We start from the raw sequence: 19,823 nt of genomic DNA, 5'->3' as shown, positions 1-19,823 counted from the left end.
CATGCGTACCCTGCCTCTGCTTGCGCTGGCGCTGGTCATTGCGACCACCGCCGCCTGCCGCTCCAGCAACGTCAAGCCCTCCATCCCCACCGCCGCGCCGGTGGACGTGGACCGCTTCATGGGCGACTGGTACGTCATCGCGCACATCCCGTCCTTCCCCGAGCGCGAGGCCTACAAGGCGGTGGAGTCCTACGCCAGGCTGCCGGATGGCCGCATCCAGACCACGTTCCGCTTCCGCAAGGGCGCGCTGGACGGCCCGGAGAAGACCATGCACCCGGTCGGCACGGTCAAGCCCGATGGCGGTGGCGCGGTGTGGGACATGCAGTTCGTCTGGCCGATCCAGGCCGAGTACGTCATCGCCTGGGTCGATGCCGATTACCAGCAGACCATCGTCGGCCGCAGCAAGCGCGACTACGTGTGGCTGATGGCACGCACGCCGCAGATTCCGGAGGCCGATTACCAGGCCCGGGTGAAGCAGATCGAAGCGCTGGGTTACGACGTGTCGAAGATCCGTCGCGTGCCGCACTGAGGGCACGCGGACGCGATCAGGGTTTTGCGGGCGCCGCAGGTTTCGACGCGTCGCCCGCGACCACTGGATACCCCAGGCTGACCCAGCCCTGGATGCCCTCCCACAGCACGGCCGTGTTCTCGAAGCCGCCTTCCTCGCGCAGGCGTTTGACCACCGAATCGGCCGCCGCGCGTGGGCACTCGCAGTAGGCGACGATCCACGTGCCATCGCGCGGCAGCGCCGCGAAGGCCTCCTCCCGGCTGTAGTACGGCACCGGCACCGCGCCTTCGATGTGCGCCATCTGCCACATCGAGGCCACGCGCGTGTCGAGCAGCACCATGCGGCGCCTGGCCTTCAATTCGCGATCGAGCACCGCTGCGCTGACGTAGCGGTCGTCCTTCAGCGCACCGAAGTCCGGTGCGCTGCCGTTCTTGTTGATGACGTAGTCGCCCGCGGCGGGCGGCGTGCGTAGCGCCTGCTTCCCGGCCGTCCAGCCGGTGCTGCGGCTGCGCAGGAACGCGGTAACGTCATCGATCTGCGCCTCGCTGAGTACGCTGCCGAAGGCCGGCATGGGCGTGCCCTGCCGCCCCTGCACGATGGCGTGCCGCAGGAAGCGGTCCGGCGTCAGCGCCAGCATGGTGGGATTGGCCAGCGCCGTGCCGGTGCCGCCTTCGCCTTTCGCGCCGTGGCAGCTCGCGCAGTTCCGTTGATAGACCACCGCACCGTTGCCGATGTCGCCGGTCACGCGATCGAAGGCCGCGCCGCGTTCGCCGGCCAGCGGCTGCACGCCCGCTTGCTGGCGCAGCCAGCGCACCATGTCGACGATCTGCGCACGCGTCATCGGCCCGCCGACTTCATCGACATAGCCGCCCATCGGCGTGCCGGGCCGGCCGTAGGCGATGGCTTCACCGATGATCACCGGCATGCCGGACTCCAGCAGCGAACGCGAACGCAGCGACGGCGCATGGTCGTTGGCGTGGCCCTCGCGATCGCGGCCATGGCATAGCGCGCAATAGCGCTGGTAGTGGTCGCCGGCCTGTTTCGCCGCCTGCTCGCTGAGGGCCTGCGCCGGTCGTGGCGTCGCCGGTGCGGGTGCCTGCGCGGCGCTCGCCCCGGCCAGTCCGCCCAGCAGCACGAGGGTCATCCAGGCGAAGCGGCGTGGCGTCATGGCGATTCCTCGGCGGGCGCCGGGCGGCGGGCGGGCTGGATCAACGATACCCGCGCGGGCGCCTGCCCGCACGGGACCGCCATCGATGGAAGGCATCGCGCAGGGCGCGCGTTAGCATGGGGCCTCCCGCCGTGAGGAAGCTGCTCTTGTCCTTTTCCGATCCCGATGCCGTCGCCCGTTACGCCGAAGGCCCCGTACGCCAGGTGCCCGGCTTCCATGGCCTGCAGCAGATGGCACACGTGCTGCTGGCCGAATCCGTGCCGCAGGATGGCCATGTGCTGGTGCTGGGCGCGGGCGGCGGACTGGAACTGAAGGCCTTTGCCGATGCGCACCGCGGCTGGCGCTTCACCGGCGTCGATCCGTCGGCGGAAATGCTGAAGCTCGCGGTCGCCACGCTCGGCATCGACGCAGTGCGTGCGGATCTGGTGGAGGGCTACATCGACGATGCGCCACCGGGTCCGTTCGACGGCGGCACCTGCCTGCTGACGCTGCACTTCCTGCCCCGGGAACAGCGCCTGCACACCCTGCGCGAAGTGCGCCGCAGACTCGCGCCCGGTGCGCCCTTCGTGGTCGCCCATCACAGCGTGGACGATGCGGCGGAGCCGCGCGAGCGCTGGCTGTCGCGCTACGCCGCCTTCGCGGTGGCCTCCGGCATTCCCGCCGCCAACATGGCCAACGCCGCGACCGCCATTGCCGAACGCCTGCCGCTGTTGTCGCCCGCGCAGGACGAGGCGCTGCTGCACGAAGCAGGCTTCGTCGACATCGAGATGTTCTATGCCGCCTTCACGTTCCGCGGCTGGGTGATGCGCAACCTGCGCTGATCCTGCGGCCCGGCGGGCGGGGCCGCTTCCGGCGCCGGAAGCATCCCGGGTTCGCTCGGCTCACCCGGGATTTGCCGGCAATACGATCCCGCCTGCTCAGGTCGGCGCGAAACCGCGCGTGGCCTTCTTCTCGCTCTTCTCCGCCCGCTTTTCCTTCATGGTCTTCGCGGGTTTCTTCTTCGTCTCTTTCTTCTTGTCCAGGCCCTTGGCCATCACATGCACTCCCATGGTCGTTGCGACCGCGGGCAGCATGACACATCCCGGGCCGCCGCTCCGCCACACATTCCCCCAGCCCGTGGGCCGGCGCGTCTCAGGTGCCGGGCGCCACGATGCGCGGCACATGCTCGAAACACTCGATCAGCAGCTCGGCCAGCACACGCACCTTCCGGGCCGGGTGCTGGCCGGGCGGACGGACCACGTAGATGCCGGCCGGCGCGGGCGGATGGCGCAGCAAGACCGGCACGAGCGCGCCCGAGGCGACGTGCTCGTGGATCAGGCCATCCGGCAGCATCGCGATGCCAAGGCCCGCCAGCGCGGCCGCCACCAGCGCGGTGCCGTTGTCGGCCTTGAAGCGGCCACGCGGATGCACGCTGACGACCTGCTCGCCATCCATCAACCGCCAGGATTCCGTGCCCTGCATGACGGCTTCGTGCGCCAGCAGTTGCTGCAGCGTGTCCGGGGCGCCGTGCGCCTCGATGTAGTCGGGGCTGGCGACGAGGGCGCCATGGATCGGTCCCACCCGCCGCGCCAGCAGGTTGGAGTCCTGCAGGTGGCCGAGCCGGATCGCGCAGTCGAAGCCTTCCGCGATCAGGTCGACGAAGCGGTCGCTGTAGACGGTGTGGATATGCAGTTGCGGATGGCGCTTGGCCATCTGCGCGAGCACCGGTGCGAAATGCGTCGGGCCGAAGGATAGCGGCGCGGAAATCCGCAGCCGGCCACGCAGGTCATCGGCCGGCAGGATCGCCTCCTTGGCCAGATCGATTTCGGCACAGGCGCGGGCGGCATGGTCGCGCAACGTGGCGCCGGCTTCGGTCAGCGTCGCGCCGCGGGTGTTGCGCGCCAGCAGCTGGACACCGAGTTCCGCCTCCAGCCGGCCCAGACGCCGGCTGACGATCGATTTGGAGACGCCCAACCTGCGCGCGGCGGGCGACACCCCGCCGGCATCGGCGACCTCGACGAATGTCCGCAGCTCTTCGATATCCACGATGGCGTTCCCGGTTGCGCGACATAGCGTGCCACAGGGCGGTTGCAGCCCGCGTTCCCCGTTCGGCGACACAGCGTGGCACGGCCGGGCGCTACCGCGGCCCGCGGACGGATGACAAGGTGGCCTTTCCGGCGACGCACCGCCCGGTGCCGCTGCGTCCGAACCCTTCCCCACCGCAAAGGAAACACCGATGACCTTCCGCAACGGCCTCGCGTCCCTGCTTCGTCCCGAAGACTCCGTGCTGGTCCTGATCGACCACCAGCCGTACCAGCTTGCGAACCTCAACAGCCACGATCCGCACATGGCGGTCAACAATGCGGCAGGGCTTGCCAAGGCCGCGAAGGTGTTCGGCGTCCCCACCATCCTCACCAGCGTGGTCGAAGACCGTGGCGGCAAGATCTTCCCGCAGATCACCAGCGTATTCCCGGACCAGAAGGTGATCGACCGCACCTTCATCAACACCTGGGAAGACAAGAACGTGGTCGATGTGGTCAAGGCAACCGGTCGCAAGCAATTGATCATCGCTGGCTTGTGGACCGAAGTCTGCGTCGCGATGCCGGCCATCCAGGCCGCTGGCGAAGGCTGGGAGGTGACCGCCGTCACCGACGCATCCGGAGCGACGTCGGTTGAAGCCCACCAGGTGGCGATCCAGCGCATGGCGGCGGCTGGCGTGAACCTGATGACCTGGCTGGCGGTGGCTTCTGAATGGCAGCGGGATTGGGCCCGTTCCGAAACCGCCATGGCGTTGAACGACGTGGTCATCCAGCACGCCGCCGGCAGCGGCATCGCCTACCTGTGGGAGCAGCAGTTGCTCAACACGCCGGTGCCCGCCAACGCAGGCTGAGCGGACGCGGGGTGGTCGCGACGCGTGGCGACGCGGTCGCATCACGCCCACCCGTAGCCCGGGTAGAGCCGAAGGCGAAACCCTGGGTGCGCGATACCCGACGGCCGCGATACGTCAACAGCCGAAGCCCCGGTTTTCGCTTCGCTCTAACCGGGCTACGACCGCGAGATCTTCCCGCGCATCACGCCGGACCTCGACCGTTCTACTCGCCGCTTGGCGCCGGCGCCCCTTCGCGGCCACCTGCCCAGTCGATCGGCAGCACACCTCGCGCCACGAATGCGTGGAACGACGAGTGTGGCCATGCCGCCACGTGCGTGACGTATCCGTGCTTGACGGGATTGAAGTGCACGTAGTCGATGCGGCGCGCCAGACTGTCCGCATCGCGGAGGGTCGACTCCCAGAAACGCCGCGCCCACGGGCTGCACTCGCCGTTGCCGCGCGACGGTAACGCGACACCCTTGTCGCGCAGACGCACGGTGAATTCGCGCTTGATCAATCTCCAGCGCATCGAATAGAGGTCGTCGCCAGCAGGAAGCCGCATGACGGCATGAAGGTGATCCGGGAGGATGACGATGGCGAGCAGCGAGAAGGGATGCCGCTCGCGCACGCCATGCATCGCGGCGCGCAGTTCGTCGACATGATCGACCAGCGTGGTGGCCGTGCGGTCGGCCAGCGTGTGGGTGAAGAAGAACGTCCCTCCCGGGACGCGATGTCGGCGGTAATCGACCATGCCGACAGCCTGACGCGCCGCCGCGATCCGCGATGTCGGCCGATACCCCGCCGCGATGTCGGAGTTCCGGACCTGTCGGTACCTGCACCGTAGCCCGGGTAGAGCCGAAGGCGAAACCCGGGGTGCGCGATATCTGACTGCCGCGATACGTCAACGGCCCAAGCCCCGGTTTTCGCTGCGCTCTAACCGGGCTACGGGTCGGCGGCTCACACCATCGGCAGCTTCAGCCCCTGCTCCTTGGCGCACTGCACGGCGATGTCGTAGCCGGCGTCGGCATGGCGCATCACGCCGGTGCCGGGGTCGTTCCACAGTACGCGGGCGATGCGCTGGTCGGCTTGCTCGCTGCCGTCGCAGACGATGACCACGCCCGAGTGCTGCGAATAACCCATGCCCACGCCGCCGCCGTGGTGCAGCGACACCCAGGTGGCGCCGCCGGCGACGTTCAACATCGCGTTGAGCAGCGGCCAGTCGCTGACCGCGTCGCTGCCGTCCTTCATCGCTTCGGTCTCGCGGTTCGGCGAGGCCACGCTGCCGCTGTCGAGGTGATCGCGACCGATCACCACCGGCGCCTTCAGTTCGCCGTTGCGGACCATCTCGTTGAACGCCAGGCCGAGCTTGTGGCGCAGGCCCAGGCCGACCCAGCAGATGCGCGCCGGCAGGCCCTGGAAACTGATGCGCTCGCGCGCCATGTCCAGCCAGCGGTGCAGGTGCGCGTCGTCGGGGATCAGTTCCTTGACCTTGGCATCGGTCCTGTAGATGTCTTCGGGGTCGCCACTCAACGCGACCCAGCGGAACGGGCCCACGCCGCGGCAGAACAGCGGGCGCACGTAGGCGGGCACGAAGCCGGGGAAGTCGAACGCGTTCTTCAACCCCTGGTCGAACGCCATCTGGCGGATGTTGTTGCCGTAGTCGAACGTCGGCACCCCGCGCTGCTGGAACGCGAGCATCGCCTCGACGTGCACGCGCATGGACTGCTTGGCGGCGTCGCGCACGCGCTCGGGCTCGACCTTCTGCTCGGCCAGCCACTGCTCCACGGTCCAGCCGATCGGCAGGTAGCCGTGCACCGGATCGTGCGCGCTGGTCTGGTCGGTGACGGCATCGGGACGCACGCCGCGCTTCACCAGTTCCGGCAGGATCTCCGCTGCATTGCCGAGCAGCGCGATGGATCTGGCTTCACCCGCCGCGGTGTACTTGGCGATGCGTGCGAGCGCGTCGTCGAGGTCGGTGGCCTGTTCGTCCACGTAGCGCGTGCGCAGGCGCATGTCGATGCTGGACTGGCGGCATTCGATGTTGAGCGAACTGGCACCGGCCAGCGCCGCGGCCAGCGGCTGCGCGCCGCCCATGCCGCCGAGGCCGGCAGTGAGGATCCACTTGCCGGTCAGGTCGCCGCCGTAATGCTGGCGGCCCATCTCGACGAAGGTTTCGTACGTGCCCTGCACGATGCCCTGGCTGCCGATGTAGATCCACGAACCCGCGGTCATCTGGCCGTACATCGCCAGGCCTTTCTTGTCGAGTTCGTTGAAGTGTTCCCACGTGGCCCAGTGCGGCACCAGGTTGGAATTGGCGATCAGCACGCGCGGTGCATCGGGATGCGTGGGGAACACGCCGACCGGCTTGCCGGACTGCACCAGCAGCGTCTCGTTGTCGTCGAGCTCGCGCAACGACTTCAGGATGGCGTCGTAGCAGGCCCAGTCGCGCGCGGCGCGTCCGATGCCGCCGTAGACGACCAGCGAGGTGGGATCCTCCGCGACCTCGGCGTCCAGGTTGTTCTGCAGCATCCGGTATGGCGCTTCGCTGAGCCAGGACTTGCAGGTGAGCGTGGCACCGCGCGGCGCGCGGATGACGCGGGACGGGTCGTGGCGGGGATCGGACATGGCGGATTCCAGATGCAGATGTGCCACCATTATCGACGGCGGCGGCAGTCCGGTGCGAGCCGGGGCGATGCTGCAGTGCGCGATGGCCGGCGTGGCAGAATCCGGGCATGAAGGCCTTCCGCACTGCCGTTGTCGCCCTGGTCCTGGCCAGCTTGCCGCTCGCGTCGCCGGCGCGTGCCGAATCGCCGGATCGCGTACTGATCTTCACCAAGACCGCCGGCTTCCGGCACGACGCCATTCCCACCGCCGTGGCGACGCTGACGACGCTGGCGGCCGACGCCGGCATGGTCGCCGACCACACCGAGGACGCGCAGGCGTTCACCGCCGACAACCTGGCGCGCTACCGCGTGGTGATATTCGCCAGCACCACCGGCGACGTGCTGGACGCAAACCAGCAGGCGGCCATGGAAACGTTCGTGCGCGAGGGCGGCGGCTTCGTCGGCGTGCATGCCGCGGCCGACACCGAATACGACTGGCCGTGGTACGGGCGCCTGGTGGGCGCCTACTTCAGGAATCATCCGCCGGGCCTGCAGTCCACGCACGTGCAGCCCGAACGCGATGGCAAACCGGCGGGCGAACGCTGGCCGGTCACCGACGAGCTGTACAACTACCGCGCCAACCCGCGCCCGCAGGTGAGCGTCGTCGCGACGGTGGACGAGCAGGAATACGACGGCGGCGAGATGGGCGATGACCACCCGATCGCGTGGTGCCATGCCTTCGACGGTGGCCGCAGCTGGTACACCGGGCTGGGCCACGACGCGAAGGTTTACGACGACGCGAACGTCATGGCGCAGCTCCGCCGCGGCCTGGCGTATGCGGCAGGCCACGCAGACGGCTGCTGAGCGCCCGGCGCCGCCGCGTGCGGCGACCGGGCATGTGTCAGCGAATCAGTAGACCGCCGGATCCAGGGCGCGCAGGGCGTCACCGATGTTGGTGTGGCCGGTGCGGTCGAGGTCTTCCTTGGTGTAAGAACGGCCGGGCTGACCGGTGCACCGCGACTTGCCGTCGCGCTTGGCGATGCGGCTGCCGGTCTCGCGCACGCAGTTCACGTCCGACAGGCGCTTCTTCTCGCCCTCCGCCGCCGGACTCTCCACCGCGCCCGCGACGGATTGCGACGCGGCAGGCGACGGAGTGGGCGCCTGTTCCGTGGGGGCCTGAGCATGGGCGGTGGCGGCGAACAGGCCTGCGGCAAGGATCACGAACGAGGGAAAGCGTTTCATGGGCGACTCCCGGGCTGAAAGTGACTTGACGATACGCCTCCCACCGCCGGGCCGCACCCCGGCCACCCCCTGCATTCAGGCCGAACTCAGGCGGCAGGACAGGTGGCGCGCTGCCCGTCGTGGAATCGCTGCACCGCGGCGGCGTCGGCCGGCTGCGGCGTGATGCCGTCGTCGAACAGCACGCGCCAGATGCCGTCGTCACCGTGCTGCCAGACCGAGCCGAAGCGGCCGAGCCGCGCCGCCCCGGTCTTCGGGTCTTCGTACAGTGCCGGACCGCTGGAATACGCCGTGCGGCCGTCGCCCCCGAGCGTCACGATGGCCGGGTACCAGCGCAGGATCAGGGCGGAGCCGTCGATCAGGCCGGCCCATTCGCGGGTGATCGCCTCGCGGCCCCGGGTGGGCTTGCCGCTGACGCCGAAGACCGCCTGCGGATGCAGGTGCTCGGCGAAGGCCGCCGCGTCATGGTCGGCGACCGAGCGGGCGAAGCTCAGTTCGCGTTGCCAGACCGCGCATTCGGCCTGGTGCGGCGTCTCCGCAGGTGCCGCCTGCAGGCTTCCGGCCAACAGCACCATGAGCAGCAGAGACGAACGTCGGAAGGAGGCTGTCATGCGGATTGTCCCGGAGTCTGCCAAGCTGTCGCCGTTCTAGAGCGATTCCGTACCCCATGCACCTGCCACTCGTCAGGGGGGCCTGGCTGGCGATGCTGCTGTGCCTGGCCGCCTGCAGTTCCCCCGCGCGGCGCCCCGATGCCGCCACCGCCCACACCGCCGCGCCCACCCTGCTGCTGGTCTCGATCGACGGCCTGCGTGCCGACATTCCGGGCAGCGGCCGCATGCCCACGCTCGATGCGCTGTCCGCGCAGGGCGCACGCGCGGCCTGGGTCAACCCGTCGTACCCCACGCTCACCTTCCCCAACCACTACACGCTGGTGACCGGGTTGCGCCCCGACCGGCACGGGATCGTCCACAACGACCTGCACGATCCGCTGCTCGGCCGGTTCGAGTCGAAGAAGGCCTCCGGCCGCGACGGTCGCTTCTGGGGCGGCGAGCCGATCTGGGTGGGCGCGCAGCGCGCCGGCCTGAAGACGGCCACCATGTTCTGGCCGGGCTCCGAGGCGGAAATCGCCGGCCGGCGTCCCGATCACTGGCGCCCGTTCAATGGCGCCATGACGCCCGCACAGCGCGTGGCCGACGTGCTGGCCTGGCTGGACCTGCCGCCGGCGGAACGGCCGCGCTTCATCACCCTGTACCTGGAGCAGTACGACGTGGCCGCGCATGCCGCCGGCACGTTCTCGCCGCAGGCCGTGGAAGCCATGCAGGGGATCGATGCCGCGCTGGCAACGTTGCTGCGCGGCCTGGACGCGCGCGGACTGCGGGCGACGACCAACCTGGTGGTGCTGTCCGACCACGGCATGGCCGATGTGCGCACCTCCGACACCGCCTATCTGGACGACGTGCTGCCCGAGTCGATGTTCTCGTGGTCGTCGCTCGGCCCGGTGGCCCACATCACGCCGCGCAGCGGGTACGAAGCCGAGGTCGCGCGGCGCCTGATCGGCCGCCACGACCATTACGGCTGCTGGAACCGCGATACCCTGCCCACCGCCTGGCACTACGGCCGCCATCCGCGGGTGGCGCCCATCGTCTGCCAGTCCGATACCGGCTGGCGCCTGCAGCTGCGCCGCCATCCGTTGCCGAAGCAGGCCTTGAAGGGCGAACACGGTTTCGCGCCGGAGGACCCGCAGATGCGCGCGTTCTTCGTCGCCTCGGGACCGGATTTCGTGGCGGGCGCGCAACTGCCCCCCTTCGACAACGTCGACGTCTACCCGCTGCTGGCCCACCTGCTGCGCATCCCCGCCGCGCCGAACGACGGCACGCTGGACACGTTCAGGCCCGCGCTGACGCCACGGACAGACACCGCGCATTGATGTCCGGAAACGGCGAGTCCGCGCCCAGGCCCGGTGCTAGCCTGCGCGCATGTCCCTCGCCGATGCCACCGCCCTCCCCGATCCGCGCATCTGCGAACAGGCGCGGCTGAGTCGCGACGCGCGCTTCGACGGCCTGTTCTTCACCGCCGTCACCAGCACGCGCATCTATTGCCGGCCGGTCTGCCCGGCCCCGGCGCCGAAACCGGCGAACATCGTCTATTACCGCCATGCCGCCGCGGCCGAAGCGGCGGGCTTCCGTCCCTGCCTGCGCTGCCGGCCCGAACTGGCGCCCGGCGACGGCGCGTGGCGGCGCGGCGACGACACGGTGGCCCGCGCCTTGAAGCTGATCGAACAGGGCGCGCTGGTCGATGCGCCACTCGCGGCGCTGGCCGACAAGGTAGGCCTGGGCGAACGGCAGCTGCGCCGGCTCTTCAGCGAACGCTTGGGCGCCACCCCGAACGACGTGCACGGCACGCGCCGGTTGCTGTTCGCCAAGCAGTTGCTGACCGAAACCACGCTGCCGATCACCCAGGTGGCGCTGGCGGCCGGCTTCGGCAGCCTGACCCGCTTCAACACCGCCTTCCGCGACGAATACCGGATGGCGCCGCGCGAACTGCGCAAGCGCGACGTGCCGCCCGCGCACGACGGCGTGACGCTGCGGCTGGGTTACCGGCCGCCGTACGACCTTGCCGCGATGCTGGATTTCCTGCGCGGGCGCGCACTGCCCGGGGTGGAAGTGGTGGACGAGCGCAGCTACCGGCGCGTGATCGGCACGGCCGAGGCGCCGGGCTGGCTCCGCGTCAGCGCGTGGGGCGATGGCGCGCATGCATTGCGGCTGGAGCTGCAGGGCGCGGCGCCCGTGCAGTTGCTGGGCATCGTGCAACGGCTGCGGCGCATGTTCGACCTGGATGCGGATCCGCATGTCATCGCGCAGGCACTGGGCCAGGACGCACGCTTGCGTCCCCTGCTGGACGCGCGCCCAGGACTGCGGCTGCCGAGCGGCTGGGACGGTTTCGAGATCGCGGTGCGGGCGGTGATCGGCCAGCAGGTGAGCGTGGCCGCCGCGCGCACGCTGACCGCACGGCTGGCGCAGCGGTACGGAACGCCGTTGGCGGTTCCGCTCGACGGACTGACCCACCTGTTCCCGACGCCGGACCGGCTGGTCGATGCCGACCTCACCACGATCGGCCTGACCCGCGCGCGCGCCGACACGATCCGCGGCCTGTCGCGTGCGCTGCTGGACGGTCGCGTCGACTTCAATCCCGAACGCACGCTGGAGGATTTCACCGCGCGCTGGGTGGCACTGCCCGGGATCGGCCCGTGGACGGCGCACTACATGGCCCTGCGCGCGCTCGGCCATCCGGATGCCTTTCCCGCCGACGACCTGGTACTGCAGAAAGCCGTGCCGACCGATGGCGTGCGCATGACCGCGAAGGCGCTGACCGCGCGCGCGGAAGCGTGGCGCCCGTGGCGCGCCTACGCCGTGATCCATGTGTGGAAGGGCAGCATGGCACCGAGCAAATCCCCGGCGGTTGTAGGAGCGACGTGAGTCGCGACCGGGATACTTCCTTCGACAAGGACATTTCATTCATGAGGTCGCGACTCACGTCGCTCCTACAGCGAGCTCCATCACCATGATCCTCTTCCGCCACCTCGACAGCCCGGTCGGCACGCTCACCGTCGCCGCGACCGACGCCGGCCTGCATGCGATCGAATTCCCGCGCAACCGCCATCCCGCCAAGCGCGACGCGTGGCGGGAGGGCGACCACGCGCTGATCGATCTGGCCGCGCGCCAGCTGCGCGAATACTTCGCGGCGGAGCGCCGCATGTTCGACCTGCCACTGGCACCGCGCGGCACCGATTTCCAGCGTGCCGTGTGGATGACGCTGGCCGATATCGGCTACGGCGACACGATCAGCTACGCACAACTGGCGCAACGCGTCGGCAAGCCCACCGCGATGCGCGCGGTCGGCGCGGCGAACGGACGCAATCCGCTGCCGATCGTGCTGCCCTGCCACCGGGTGATCGGCGCGGATGGCTCGCTGACTGGCTTCGGCGGCGGATTGCCGACCAAGCAGTTCCTGCTTCAGCTGGAAGGCGCGCTGCCGCCATCCCGCGACCTGTTCGGTTGACGCGGCTACATGCCGCGGAAGCGCTGCTGGAACGCGGCGCTGACCGGCAGCACGTCGCTGCGGCCCTTGACGCTGAGCTGGTGGCGGCCGAGTTCGTCCTTGCGCACGCGGTCGATCGCCCGCACCCGCACCAGCACGCCGCGATGCACCTGCCAGAACACGTCCGGATCCAGCCCGGCCAGCAGTTCCTTCAACGGCATGCGGATGATCGCCTCGTCATCGGCGGTGACCACGCGCACGTACTTGTCCTGGGCCTGGAAGAACAGCACATCGTCGATGGACAGCATGCGCACGCTGTCGCCGACACTGGCGGTGATCCAGCGGATCAGGCGGTCGCCCTGCGGCCGCAGGCGCGCCTCCAGATCGTCGATCAGCGCACGCAGGTCCGGTGTGCGCGCATCGGCCAGCCGCTCCTGCACGCGCGCCACCGCCTGTTCCAGCCGCGCATCCTGCACCGGCTTGAGCAGGTAGTCGGCCGCACCTTCCTCGAAGGCACGGATCGCGTAGTCCTCGTAGGCGGTGGTGAACACGACCAGGCCGCCGTGCGCGACCACCTGGCGCGCCACGTCCAGCCCGCTGACGCCGGGCATGCGGATGTCGAGGAAGGCCACCCGCGGCCGATGCCGCGCGACGGCCTCCAGCGCGGACACGCCGTCCTCGCAGACCGCCACCACGTCCAGCGCCGGCCAGACGTCGCGCAACTGCTGTTGCAGCGCGCGCCGCTGCGGGGCCTCGTCTTCGGCGATCAGCGCGGTGACCGGATTCATGCCGGCGACCCTAGCGGCAGCTGGATCTCGGCGCAAACGCCACGGCCGTCGGCGCGTGCCGCCAGCGAGCACGTCGCCTGCGTTCCATACCGCGCCGCCAGCTGTTCGCGGACGTTCGCCAGGCCGACACCGGTACTCAGTCCCGGGTGCAGGCCGGCGCCGTCGTCGCTGACGCGCACACGCAAGCGCCCGCCGTCCTGCGTGGCCACCACGTCGATGCGCCCGGGGCCGGGCCGCGGCTCGATGCCATGTTTGATTGCGTTCTCCACCAGCGTGATCAGCAGCGACGGCGGGAAGGGCAACGCCCGCACTGCATCGTCGGCCTGCACCGTATACGCCAGCCGTCCGCCCATGCGCACCTGCATCAACGCCAGATAGCTCGCGCAGATGTCCATCTGCTGGCCCAGCGTGGCATGCAGACCGCGGTCATCGCGGAATTTGGGAATGGTGGCGCGCAGGAAATCGACCAGCGCGTCCAGCGTCGCTTCCGCCTGCGCCGGATCCTGCCGCACCAGCGCCCGCACCGATGCCAGCGTATTGAACAGGAAGTGCGGCTCCACCTGCGCCTGCAGTACGCCCAGGCGCAGGTCGGCTTCGTGGACACGGCTTTCCAGTGCACCGAGCGCCAGCGCGTGCTGGTGATGGTCCCAGCGCTGGCGTTCGCTGAAATAGGCGCGCAGCGCCAGGCCGCCACCGAACAGGCCATAGACGACCACCAGCCCCGCCAGATTCAACGCCAGGCCGATCGCCTGGATCAACGGCGCGGGCGTGGGCATCGTGGGCTTCAACCCCATCGCGGCCAGACCCGGCGCCACCAGTTGCTGGATGTAGGCCGACGCCATCCGGTCGATGAAGAAGCTCAGGATCATGCCCGCCAGCACGGCCACCACCACCGCCTTGCGTTCGCGCGACACGGGCCAGCCGCGATGGCGCACGGCCGTGGCCAGCGCCGGCCCCAGCGTGGCCATCAGGCTGAAGGCGACGAACTGCGTGGCCGCCACCTTCAACGCGATACCAGCGTCATGTACGGCGATGCCGGTGCCGGCGCCGATGAAGCCGGCGACCACCGCGATGATGGTGCAGAACAACAGGCTGCGCCCCATCAACCAGCGCCGGCCGAACACCGGGTAGCGGCGATATCGGCTCAGCACCGAGGTGCCGCCTACCAGCACGTCGGCGGGCAAGGGCTGCGTCAGCCGGTAATCCGGGGGCATCGTCACTTGCGCTCGCCCCGCAACGTCTGTCCGCCCTGCACCAGCGTCAGCGCGGTCACCTTGCCGGCGGCGTCGCGCTCGAAACGGATCTCCGCGCCCACTGCGTCCATGACGAACACGTCAGGCGCCACCGCCTGCACCGGCAGCGCCGGCTGACCGGTGCCCTGCAGCGTGAGCGCATCGCCCTGCACCTTCACCGTCAGGCCGAAGCCCGGCAGCAACGGGTACTCGCCCTCGTAGCCGCGCAAGGTCGCGGCATCCACCTCCAGCACAGGCTTGCTGCCCGCGGCATCGATGCGCGTGGCCGGCAACGCGGCGCCCATCTGCATCCACACGAACGATGTGCCGGCCGCGTTGCGCTGCGGCCGCAGCACGGCATCGAAGTCGCGCGGATAGAAATCGCCGGCGCTGTCGTAGCCCATCGCATGCGCACCCTGCCCGGCCGCCTGGATCTCCAGCGCATCGCCGTGGCGGCGCAGCGCCATCTTCATCCCGCTGGCGAGCCGGTACTCGCCCACCAGGTCGTCGAGCAACGCAGCCTGCGGCGTGGTCTCGCGGCGTGGCTGGCCAAGCGGAAAGCGGGCGTCGACCAGATGCAGGCCCAGCGAACCGAGGCTGCCGATCGAATTCCACGTGGTATCGGACAGGATCACCACGCCGCGCTGCTTTGCCTTGTCGAACGACACGAACGAGGAGAAGCCGCCCGTGCCGCCTTCGTGGACATGCACCGTACGATCACCCACCGGCATCAGCATCCAGTTCATCGCCATCGGCGGCGCATCGGAGATCTTCCGCTGCGACGCCTGCAGGGCCGGCGAAATGGCCGTCTTCTCCGCGCCGAGCTGACCCTGCACGTAGCGCACCATGTCGTCGAGCGTGGCGCGCACGCCGCCCACGCCCGCGAGGTTGGCCTGGAAATGCCAGGCGGATGCCGGCTGCCTGTTCGGGGTGTGTCCCACCGCAGCGCGCACGCCTGCCGGTGCGACGTCGACGTAGGCGTGGCGCATGCCGAGCGGTGCGAACAGGCGCTGCTTCAGCAGCGTCTCCATGTCGGTGCCGGCGCGGCGCGCGACCGCATACGACAGCACCATCGAGGCAAAGTTGGAGTACTCGAACGTCGTGCCCGGTGCGGCGGTGAGCGTGACGTCGCCGAGCGACGCGAGCAGTGCCGCTTCGTCGAGCTTCGCGTAGGGATCGGTCATGTCCGGCGCGCCCATGCGCGAGGGCAACGCAGGCAGGCCGGAGGTGTGCGTGACCACGTGGCGCAACAGGATCGGCTTGCCCTGGTAGTCCGGCAGCGTCGTGCCCGGCGGCAACCAGGCCGACAGCGGATCGTCGAGCGAGCCCTTGCCCTGCACGATCAGGTCTGCCAGCAACGCGGCGGTCATGGTCTTGCTGACCGAGCCGATCTCGAACGCGCTGTCGGGGCCGATGCGTGCGGCGTCGCTCGCGTCTGCGCACTGGAAGGTGCGGGCGACCGCGCCGTTCTCGACCACGGCCACCGCCATGCAGGCGCCGGTGCGGTCGCCGTGCAGGCGCTGGCCGACGATATCGGCAAGCGCGGCGTCGCTCATCGCATGGGCGGAACCGCTGGCGATCGCCATCGCCAGGGCAAGAGTGTGTGCGTAGGGCATGACCGTGCTCCGGATGGGATGGCGAGCATGCTGCCCCGCTGCGCCACGCACCGGGCGGGCATCGGATGGAGCCCGGCCGGGCCGCGATGGAACCCCCGATCCGGCCGATGATCCGTCCTGTGGCGGCGGCATCATCCCGGCCCGGTCTCAGTCGCGCAGCAGGCGCCGGAGCGTTTCGCCGTAGCGGCGCGCGATGGCCTCGCGCTGCACGTGCCGTCCGTCGACGACGACCTCGCGACCCGCCACGTGCACCTGCTTCACCAGCGGCCGGTTGCCGGCGAACAGCCAGCGATCCACCAGGTCCTGCGGCGTCGCCCCGGCCAGGGCGGGCGCATCCGCATCCAGCAGCACGCTGTCGTCCGCCGCATGCCGGAAACCGGTGGCGTCCGCGACGCTGTCCTGCACGCAGCGCAGCAGCGTGTCGCCGACGCTGGGCGAGGATGCCGACACCGCGATGTTGCGGTGGCGCGTGACCAGGCGCTGGCCGTATTCCAGCCAGCGCAGTTCCTCCACCGGCGACACCGAGACGTGCGAGTCCGAACCGATGCCCCAGCGTCCGCCGGCCTGCAGATAGTCGCGCAACGGGAAAAGACCGTCGCCGAGGTTGGCTTCGGTGGTCGGGCAGATCGCCACGGTCGCACGGCGGGACGCGATGCCCCGCGTCTCTTCCCGCGTCAGGTGGGTGGCATGCACCAGTGTCCAGCGCGCGTCGACGGCGAATTCCCGCAGCAGCCACTCGACCGGCCGCGCGTCGCGCACCGCCAGGCAGTCCTGCACTTCGCCCACCTGCTCGGCGATGTGGAGGTGCACCGGCGCATCGGCAGGCAGCGCTGCCAGCACCTCGCGCATCGCCGCTTCCGGCACGGCGCGCAGGCTGTGGAACGCGCAGCCGACGCGCAGCGATTCATCCTGCAGCGCACGCAGGCCCTCAAGCAGACGGAGGAAATCCTCGACGCCGTGGCCGAAGCGCTGCTGGCGCGCCGACAGTTCGCGTCCGTCGAATCCGCCGGTCATGTACAGCACCGGCAGCAATGTCATGCGGATGCCGGTGTCGCGCGCGGCCGCGATCAACGCCTTCGACATGGCGGCCGGATCGGCGTACGGCCTGCCGTCCGGCTGATGGTGGACGTAATGGAATTCGCAGACCGTGGTGTAACCGGCCTCCAGCATCTCGGCGTAAAGCTGCGTCGCCACGGCGTAGGTACTGTCCGGATCCATGCGCGCGGCGAAGCGGTACATGATTTCGCGCCAGGTCCAGAAACTGTCTTCCGGATGCGTCTGCCGTTCCGCCAGGCCGGCCATGGCGCGCTGGAAGGCGTGCGAATGCAGGTTGGCGATGCCCGGTACGGACCAGCCGCCGTCGACAGCGGTGGCCAGGCCTGCGATGGGATCGGGATTCGACATGGCGATGCTTACGGCCGGCGACAGGGGTGCGTTAGGCTACCGCGTCGCCCTCGCCAAGACACGCCCATGGAAGTCTCCAGCACGCCCTTCATCGCGATCGCGATTGCGCTGCTCGCTGTCGCCGTTTCGTTGGCGGTCGTGGCCATCGCCGTGCGGGCGCAGGGGAAGAAGACACGGGCGGCGGACGGCGGCACGGGCGGCGGCGAAGGAAGCGCCGGCCATCACGGCGATGCGGGCTGCGGCGCGGACAGCGGCGGTTGCGGCGATGGAGGCGGCGGTGGCGACTGAGCCGATGGACGTTGGCTGGGATGGCGTGCTGGTGAATGCACGCCTGGCCACCCTGACCGGTGATGCGGGCTATGGCGCCATCGAGGATGGCGCACTCGGCTGGCGCGACGGCGTGCTGGTCTTCGCCGGTCCGCGCGCTGCGTTGCCGGCACCGCCCGAGGCCTTGGCGGGCGAGATCGTGGACGCGCGGGGCGAATGGGTCACACCGGGATTGATCGACTGCCATACGCATGTGGTGTTCGGCGGCGACCGAGCGGGTGAGTTCGAACAGCGCCTGCAGGGAGCCAGTTACGAGGACATCGCACGGTCCGGAGGCGGCATCGTGTCGACCGTGCGCGCCACCCGGGCCGCCAGCGAGGACGATCTGCTCGCGCAATCGCTGCCGCGCGCGCGCGCGCTGCGCGATGACGGCGTCACCACACTGGAAATCAAGTCCGGCTACGGGCTGGACCTGGAGAACGAACGCAAGATGCTGCGCGTGGCGCGCCGCATCGGCACGATCCTCGGCATCACCGTGCGCACGACCTTCCTCGGTGCCCATGCGCTGCCACCGGAATATGCCGGCCGTGCGGACGACTACATCGGCGCGGTCTGCGACTGGTTGCCGATCCTGCACGCGGAAGGCCTGGTGGATGCGGTGGACGCATTCTGCGAGCGCATCGGCTTCACCGCCGCGCAGACCCGGCGCGTGTTCGAGACCGCGCGCGCGCTCGGCCTGCCGGTGAAGCTGCACGCGGACCAGCTGAGCGATGGCGGTGGCGCGGCGCTGGCGGCCGGCTTCGGCGGCCTCTCCGCCGACCATGTCGAGTACACCTCGGACACCGGGGTGGCCGCTATGAAGCAGGCCGGAAGCGTGGCGGTGCTGCTGCCGGGCGCGTTCCATGTGCTGCGCGAAACGACGCTGCCGCCGCTGGACGCATTCCGCGCGCACGGCGTACCGATGGCGGTGGCCACCGACTGCAATCCCGGCACCTCGCCGTTGCAGTCGCTGCGGCTGGCGATGTCGCTGGCCTGCACGCATTTCCGCCTGACCCCGGAGGAAGCGCTGCGCGGTGCCACGGTGCACGCGGCGCAGGCGCTGGGCTTTGCCGATCGCGGGCGCCTGGTCGCGGGACAGCGCGCGGACTTCGTGCGCTGGCGGATCGGCCAGCCTGCACAGCTGGCGTACTGGCTGGGCGGAGACCTGGTGTCGGCCGTGCACGTGGGCGGTCGCGCGGTCACGACGGCGTAGAAAAACGAAAACCCCGGCCAGGGCCGGGGCTTTCGTGTTCGCTGCCGGACGGGCCGGCGCGGATGGCTTACGCCTTGGCGACGGCCTTCTTGGCCACGGCCTTCTTGACCGGCGCCTTCACCACGGCCTTCTTGGCGGTGGCGGTAGCGGCCACGGCAGCCTTGGCGACCGTGCTCTTGCGCGCATTGCCGTAGCTGGACGAATAGCGCTTGCCCTTGGCCGTCTTGCGATCACCCTTGCCCATCGTTGTTCTCCTGATTCAATGAATAGTCCACCCGGATCGGGGCGGTTGCGCGGTGACCTCCGGTAACGGGGGCTGCTCGCGAGGCCGCAAAGCCTATCACAGCGGGGCCTTGCCGGCTCCTGCCGTGCCGGTTCAGTGCGCGCAGCTGGCGTCGTGGACGTGCCAGTGGTTCAGGCGCAGGTTCAGCAGATGGGCCAGGCCCACCAGCGTGCCGCCAACCGTCATCACGATGGCATGGGGAACGACCGAGGCGTGCAGCGGCGGGTACAGCACGCCTATCCACAACGCCGCCAGGCCGACCAGCAGCATGCCCAGCGCCCGGAACACCCGATGCCGGCGGTAACCCCAGACCAGACTGAAGGCGCCGAGGATGGTCACGAACACGACGAAGACTTCCTCCAGGCTTTCGCCCAGCCACAGCGACAGGCCCAGCGAGGGCGCGAGCGCCAGCAGCAGCGGCACGATCGCGCAGTGCACGGCGCAGACCAGGGAGCCGACGGCACCGAGACGATCGAGGAAATGGCGGAAGGAGCGTTTCATGGGGGACAAGTATGACTTCCGGGAGGGTTATATTGTCACTGTTGGTATAATATAACATCATTCGTTATCTCCCCAT

At 69.7% G+C, this 19,823-nt stretch carries 22 protein-coding genes; 9 read left to right on the top strand and 13 right to left on the bottom strand.

Features of this window, described 5'->3' with window-relative positions; all coding sequences use genetic code 11:
* The first annotated feature begins 1 nt into the window (after nt 1).
* Nucleotides 2–529, top strand: a complete 528-nt coding sequence (locus MMG85_RS14725; RefSeq protein ID WP_241046705.1) for a lipocalin family protein — start codon at nt 2–4, stop codon at nt 527–529.
* A gap of 16 nt (nt 530–545) precedes the next feature.
* Here MMG85_RS14725 and MMG85_RS14720 read toward each other — a convergent pair whose 3' ends face one another.
* On the bottom strand, nt 546–1,676 hold the full coding sequence (locus MMG85_RS14720; protein ID WP_241046704.1) for a c-type cytochrome: 1,131 nt from the start codon (nt 1,674–1,676) through the stop codon (nt 546–548).
* A gap of 116 nt (nt 1,677–1,792) precedes the next feature.
* On the opposite strand from MMG85_RS14720, the gene MMG85_RS14715 reads away from it, so the two are divergent.
* Complete coding sequence (locus MMG85_RS14715) at nt 1,793–2,497, top strand: class I SAM-dependent methyltransferase (RefSeq protein ID WP_241046703.1); 705 nt, start codon at nt 1,793–1,795, stop codon at nt 2,495–2,497.
* A gap of 96 nt (nt 2,498–2,593) precedes the next feature.
* Here MMG85_RS14715 and MMG85_RS14710 read toward each other — a convergent pair whose 3' ends face one another.
* Complete coding sequence (locus MMG85_RS14710) at nt 2,594–2,749, bottom strand: hypothetical protein (protein WP_156383599.1); 156 nt, start codon at nt 2,747–2,749, stop codon at nt 2,594–2,596.
* Nucleotides 2,750–2,807: 58 nt separating this feature from the next.
* Complete coding sequence (locus tag MMG85_RS14705; RefSeq protein ID WP_241046702.1) at nt 2,808–3,701, bottom strand: LysR family transcriptional regulator; 894 nt, start codon at nt 3,699–3,701, stop codon at nt 2,808–2,810.
* Nucleotides 3,702–3,891: 190 nt separating this feature from the next.
* Between MMG85_RS14705 and MMG85_RS14700 the strand changes: the two genes are divergently transcribed.
* A complete protein-coding gene (locus MMG85_RS14700; RefSeq protein WP_241046701.1) occupies nt 3,892–4,545 on the top strand; it encodes a hydrolase in 654 nt (217 codons plus the stop codon).
* Between the two features lie 202 nt (nt 4,546–4,747).
* Here the strand turns inward: MMG85_RS14700 and MMG85_RS14695 are convergent, their stop codons facing one another.
* Complete coding sequence (locus MMG85_RS14695; RefSeq protein ID WP_241046700.1) at nt 4,748–5,275, bottom strand: transposase; 528 nt, start codon at nt 5,273–5,275, stop codon at nt 4,748–4,750.
* A 206-nt stretch (nt 5,276–5,481) separates the two neighbouring features.
* Nucleotides 5,482–7,149 (bottom strand): urocanate hydratase, encoded by a 1,668-nt coding sequence (hutU, locus tag MMG85_RS14690; protein WP_241046699.1) that lies wholly within the window; start codon nt 7,147–7,149, stop codon nt 5,482–5,484.
* 107 nt (nt 7,150–7,256) lie between these two features.
* Here hutU and MMG85_RS14685 point away from each other — a divergent pair, with 107 nt between their 5' ends.
* Nucleotides 7,257–7,991, top strand: a complete 735-nt coding sequence (locus MMG85_RS14685; RefSeq protein WP_241046698.1) for a ThuA domain-containing protein — start codon at nt 7,257–7,259, stop codon at nt 7,989–7,991.
* Nucleotides 7,992–8,036: 45 nt separating this feature from the next.
* Here the strand turns inward: MMG85_RS14685 and MMG85_RS14680 are convergent, their stop codons facing one another.
* Nucleotides 8,037–8,369 (bottom strand): hypothetical protein, encoded by a 333-nt coding sequence (locus MMG85_RS14680; RefSeq protein ID WP_241046697.1) that lies wholly within the window; start codon nt 8,367–8,369, stop codon nt 8,037–8,039.
* 86 nt (nt 8,370–8,455) lie between these two features.
* Nucleotides 8,456–8,977, bottom strand: coding sequence for a nuclear transport factor 2 family protein (locus MMG85_RS14675; RefSeq protein ID WP_241046696.1), 522 nt, complete (start codon nt 8,975–8,977; stop codon nt 8,456–8,458).
* Between the two features lie 56 nt (nt 8,978–9,033).
* Between MMG85_RS14675 and MMG85_RS14670 the strand changes: the two genes are divergently transcribed.
* The 3 genes from MMG85_RS14670 to MMG85_RS14660 all read left to right on the top strand — a co-directional run bounded on the left by MMG85_RS14670 (nt 9,034) and on the right by MMG85_RS14660 (nt 12,425).
* The gene (locus MMG85_RS14670) at nt 9,034–10,293 is read left to right on the top strand and encodes an ectonucleotide pyrophosphatase/phosphodiesterase (protein ID WP_241046695.1); all 1,260 of its coding nucleotides are present in this window, start codon (nt 9,034–9,036) and stop codon (nt 10,291–10,293) included.
* A 49-nt stretch (nt 10,294–10,342) separates the two neighbouring features.
* A complete protein-coding gene (locus tag MMG85_RS14665; RefSeq protein ID WP_241046694.1) occupies nt 10,343–11,842 on the top strand; it encodes a DNA-3-methyladenine glycosylase 2 in 1,500 nt (499 codons plus the stop codon).
* 85 nt (nt 11,843–11,927) lie between these two features.
* Nucleotides 11,928–12,425, top strand: coding sequence for a methylated-DNA--[protein]-cysteine S-methyltransferase (locus tag MMG85_RS14660; RefSeq protein ID WP_241046693.1), 498 nt, complete (start codon nt 11,928–11,930; stop codon nt 12,423–12,425).
* Nucleotides 12,426–12,430: 5 nt separating this feature from the next.
* On the opposite strand, the gene MMG85_RS14655 is transcribed toward MMG85_RS14660, so the two are convergent.
* The 4 genes from MMG85_RS14655 to MMG85_RS14640 all read right to left on the bottom strand — a co-directional run bounded on the left by MMG85_RS14655 (nt 12,431) and on the right by MMG85_RS14640 (nt 17,444).
* Entirely contained in the window at nt 12,431–13,192 is a 762-nt protein-coding gene (locus MMG85_RS14655; RefSeq protein WP_241046692.1) for a LytTR family DNA-binding domain-containing protein, read from the bottom strand.
* Nucleotides 13,189–14,406: a histidine kinase gene (locus MMG85_RS14650; protein ID WP_241046691.1), complete on the bottom strand. Its 1,218-nt coding sequence runs from the start codon at nt 14,404–14,406 to the stop codon at nt 13,189–13,191. Before MMG85_RS14650 ends, MMG85_RS14655 begins: the two co-directional genes overlap by 4 nt.
* Before the next feature lie 2 nt (nt 14,407–14,408).
* Nucleotides 14,409–16,040 (bottom strand): serine hydrolase, encoded by a 1,632-nt coding sequence (locus MMG85_RS14645; protein WP_241046690.1) that lies wholly within the window; start codon nt 16,038–16,040, stop codon nt 14,409–14,411.
* A 147-nt stretch (nt 16,041–16,187) separates the two neighbouring features.
* Entirely contained in the window at nt 16,188–17,444 is a 1,257-nt protein-coding gene (locus MMG85_RS14640; RefSeq protein WP_241046689.1) for a formimidoylglutamate deiminase, read from the bottom strand.
* A 66-nt stretch (nt 17,445–17,510) separates the two neighbouring features.
* On the opposite strand from MMG85_RS14640, the gene MMG85_RS14635 reads away from it, so the two are divergent.
* Together MMG85_RS14635 and hutI are read left to right on the top strand one after the other, a co-directional pair.
* Nucleotides 17,511–17,732: a hypothetical protein gene (locus MMG85_RS14635; RefSeq protein WP_241046688.1), complete on the top strand. Its 222-nt coding sequence runs from the start codon at nt 17,511–17,513 to the stop codon at nt 17,730–17,732.
* Nucleotides 17,733–17,736: 4 nt separating this feature from the next.
* On the top strand, nt 17,737–18,963 hold the full coding sequence (hutI, locus tag MMG85_RS14630; protein WP_241046687.1) for an imidazolonepropionase: 1,227 nt from the start codon (nt 17,737–17,739) through the stop codon (nt 18,961–18,963).
* A gap of 67 nt (nt 18,964–19,030) precedes the next feature.
* Here the strand turns inward: hutI and MMG85_RS14625 are convergent, their stop codons facing one another.
* Both MMG85_RS14625 and MMG85_RS14620 read right to left on the bottom strand, forming a co-directional pair.
* Nucleotides 19,031–19,207, bottom strand: coding sequence for a 30S ribosomal protein THX (locus tag MMG85_RS14625; RefSeq protein ID WP_055941418.1), 177 nt, complete (start codon nt 19,205–19,207; stop codon nt 19,031–19,033).
* A gap of 132 nt (nt 19,208–19,339) precedes the next feature.
* Nucleotides 19,340–19,747 carry a MerC domain-containing protein gene (locus MMG85_RS14620; protein WP_241046686.1) on the bottom strand — a complete coding sequence of 136 codons (408 nt, stop codon included), beginning with the start codon at nt 19,745–19,747 and terminating at the stop codon, nt 19,340–19,342.
* Nucleotides 19,748–19,823 lie beyond the last annotated feature (76 nt).

It is taken from the genome of Pseudoxanthomonas sp. LH2527 (assembly GCF_022539275.1).
Taxonomy (GTDB): Bacteria; Pseudomonadota; Gammaproteobacteria; order Xanthomonadales; family Xanthomonadaceae; genus Pseudoxanthomonas_A.
Note: the sequence above shows the minus strand (reverse complement) of the source record. Positions and strands in the feature narration are given on the sequence as shown.

Excerpts from the sequence above, each read along its gene's own strand:
- MMG85_RS14725 (WP_241046705.1), top strand. The coding sequence starts at position 2 with ATGCGTACCCTGCCTCTGCTTGCGCTGGCGCTGGTCATTGCGACCACC.
- MMG85_RS14720 (WP_241046704.1), bottom strand. The coding sequence starts at position 1,676 with ATGACGCCACGCCGCTTCGCCTGGATGACCCTCGTGCTGCTGGGCGGA.
- MMG85_RS14715 (WP_241046703.1), top strand. The coding sequence starts at position 1,793 with ATGGGGCCTCCCGCCGTGAGGAAGCTGCTCTTGTCCTTTTCCGATCCC.
- MMG85_RS14710 (WP_156383599.1), bottom strand. The coding sequence starts at position 2,749 with ATGCTGCCCGCGGTCGCAACGACCATGGGAGTGCATGTGATGGCCAAG.
- MMG85_RS14700 (WP_241046701.1), top strand. The coding sequence starts at position 3,892 with ATGACCTTCCGCAACGGCCTCGCGTCCCTGCTTCGTCCCGAAGACTCC.
- MMG85_RS14695 (WP_241046700.1), bottom strand. The coding sequence starts at position 5,275 with ATGGTCGATTACCGCCGACATCGCGTCCCGGGAGGGACGTTCTTCTTC.
- hutU (WP_241046699.1), bottom strand. The coding sequence starts at position 7,149 with ATGTCCGATCCCCGCCACGACCCGTCCCGCGTCATCCGCGCGCCGCGC.
- MMG85_RS14685 (WP_241046698.1), top strand. The coding sequence starts at position 7,257 with ATGAAGGCCTTCCGCACTGCCGTTGTCGCCCTGGTCCTGGCCAGCTTG.
- MMG85_RS14680 (WP_241046697.1), bottom strand. The coding sequence starts at position 8,369 with ATGAAACGCTTTCCCTCGTTCGTGATCCTTGCCGCAGGCCTGTTCGCC.
- MMG85_RS14675 (WP_241046696.1), bottom strand. The coding sequence starts at position 8,977 with ATGACAGCCTCCTTCCGACGTTCGTCTCTGCTGCTCATGGTGCTGTTG.
- MMG85_RS14670 (WP_241046695.1), top strand. The coding sequence starts at position 9,034 with ATGCACCTGCCACTCGTCAGGGGGGCCTGGCTGGCGATGCTGCTGTGC.
- MMG85_RS14665 (WP_241046694.1), top strand. The coding sequence starts at position 10,343 with ATGTCCCTCGCCGATGCCACCGCCCTCCCCGATCCGCGCATCTGCGAA.
- MMG85_RS14660 (WP_241046693.1), top strand. The coding sequence starts at position 11,928 with ATGATCCTCTTCCGCCACCTCGACAGCCCGGTCGGCACGCTCACCGTC.
- MMG85_RS14655 (WP_241046692.1), bottom strand. The coding sequence starts at position 13,192 with ATGAATCCGGTCACCGCGCTGATCGCCGAAGACGAGGCCCCGCAGCGG.
- MMG85_RS14650 (WP_241046691.1), bottom strand. The coding sequence starts at position 14,406 with ATGCCCCCGGATTACCGGCTGACGCAGCCCTTGCCCGCCGACGTGCTG.
- MMG85_RS14645 (WP_241046690.1), bottom strand. The coding sequence starts at position 16,040 with ATGCCCTACGCACACACTCTTGCCCTGGCGATGGCGATCGCCAGCGGT.
- MMG85_RS14640 (WP_241046689.1), bottom strand. The coding sequence starts at position 17,444 with ATGTCGAATCCCGATCCCATCGCAGGCCTGGCCACCGCTGTCGACGGC.
- MMG85_RS14635 (WP_241046688.1), top strand. The coding sequence starts at position 17,511 with ATGGAAGTCTCCAGCACGCCCTTCATCGCGATCGCGATTGCGCTGCTC.
- hutI (WP_241046687.1), top strand. The coding sequence starts at position 17,737 with ATGGACGTTGGCTGGGATGGCGTGCTGGTGAATGCACGCCTGGCCACC.
- MMG85_RS14625 (WP_055941418.1), bottom strand. The coding sequence starts at position 19,207 with ATGGGCAAGGGTGATCGCAAGACGGCCAAGGGCAAGCGCTATTCGTCC.
- MMG85_RS14620 (WP_241046686.1), bottom strand. The coding sequence starts at position 19,747 with ATGAAACGCTCCTTCCGCCATTTCCTCGATCGTCTCGGTGCCGTCGGC.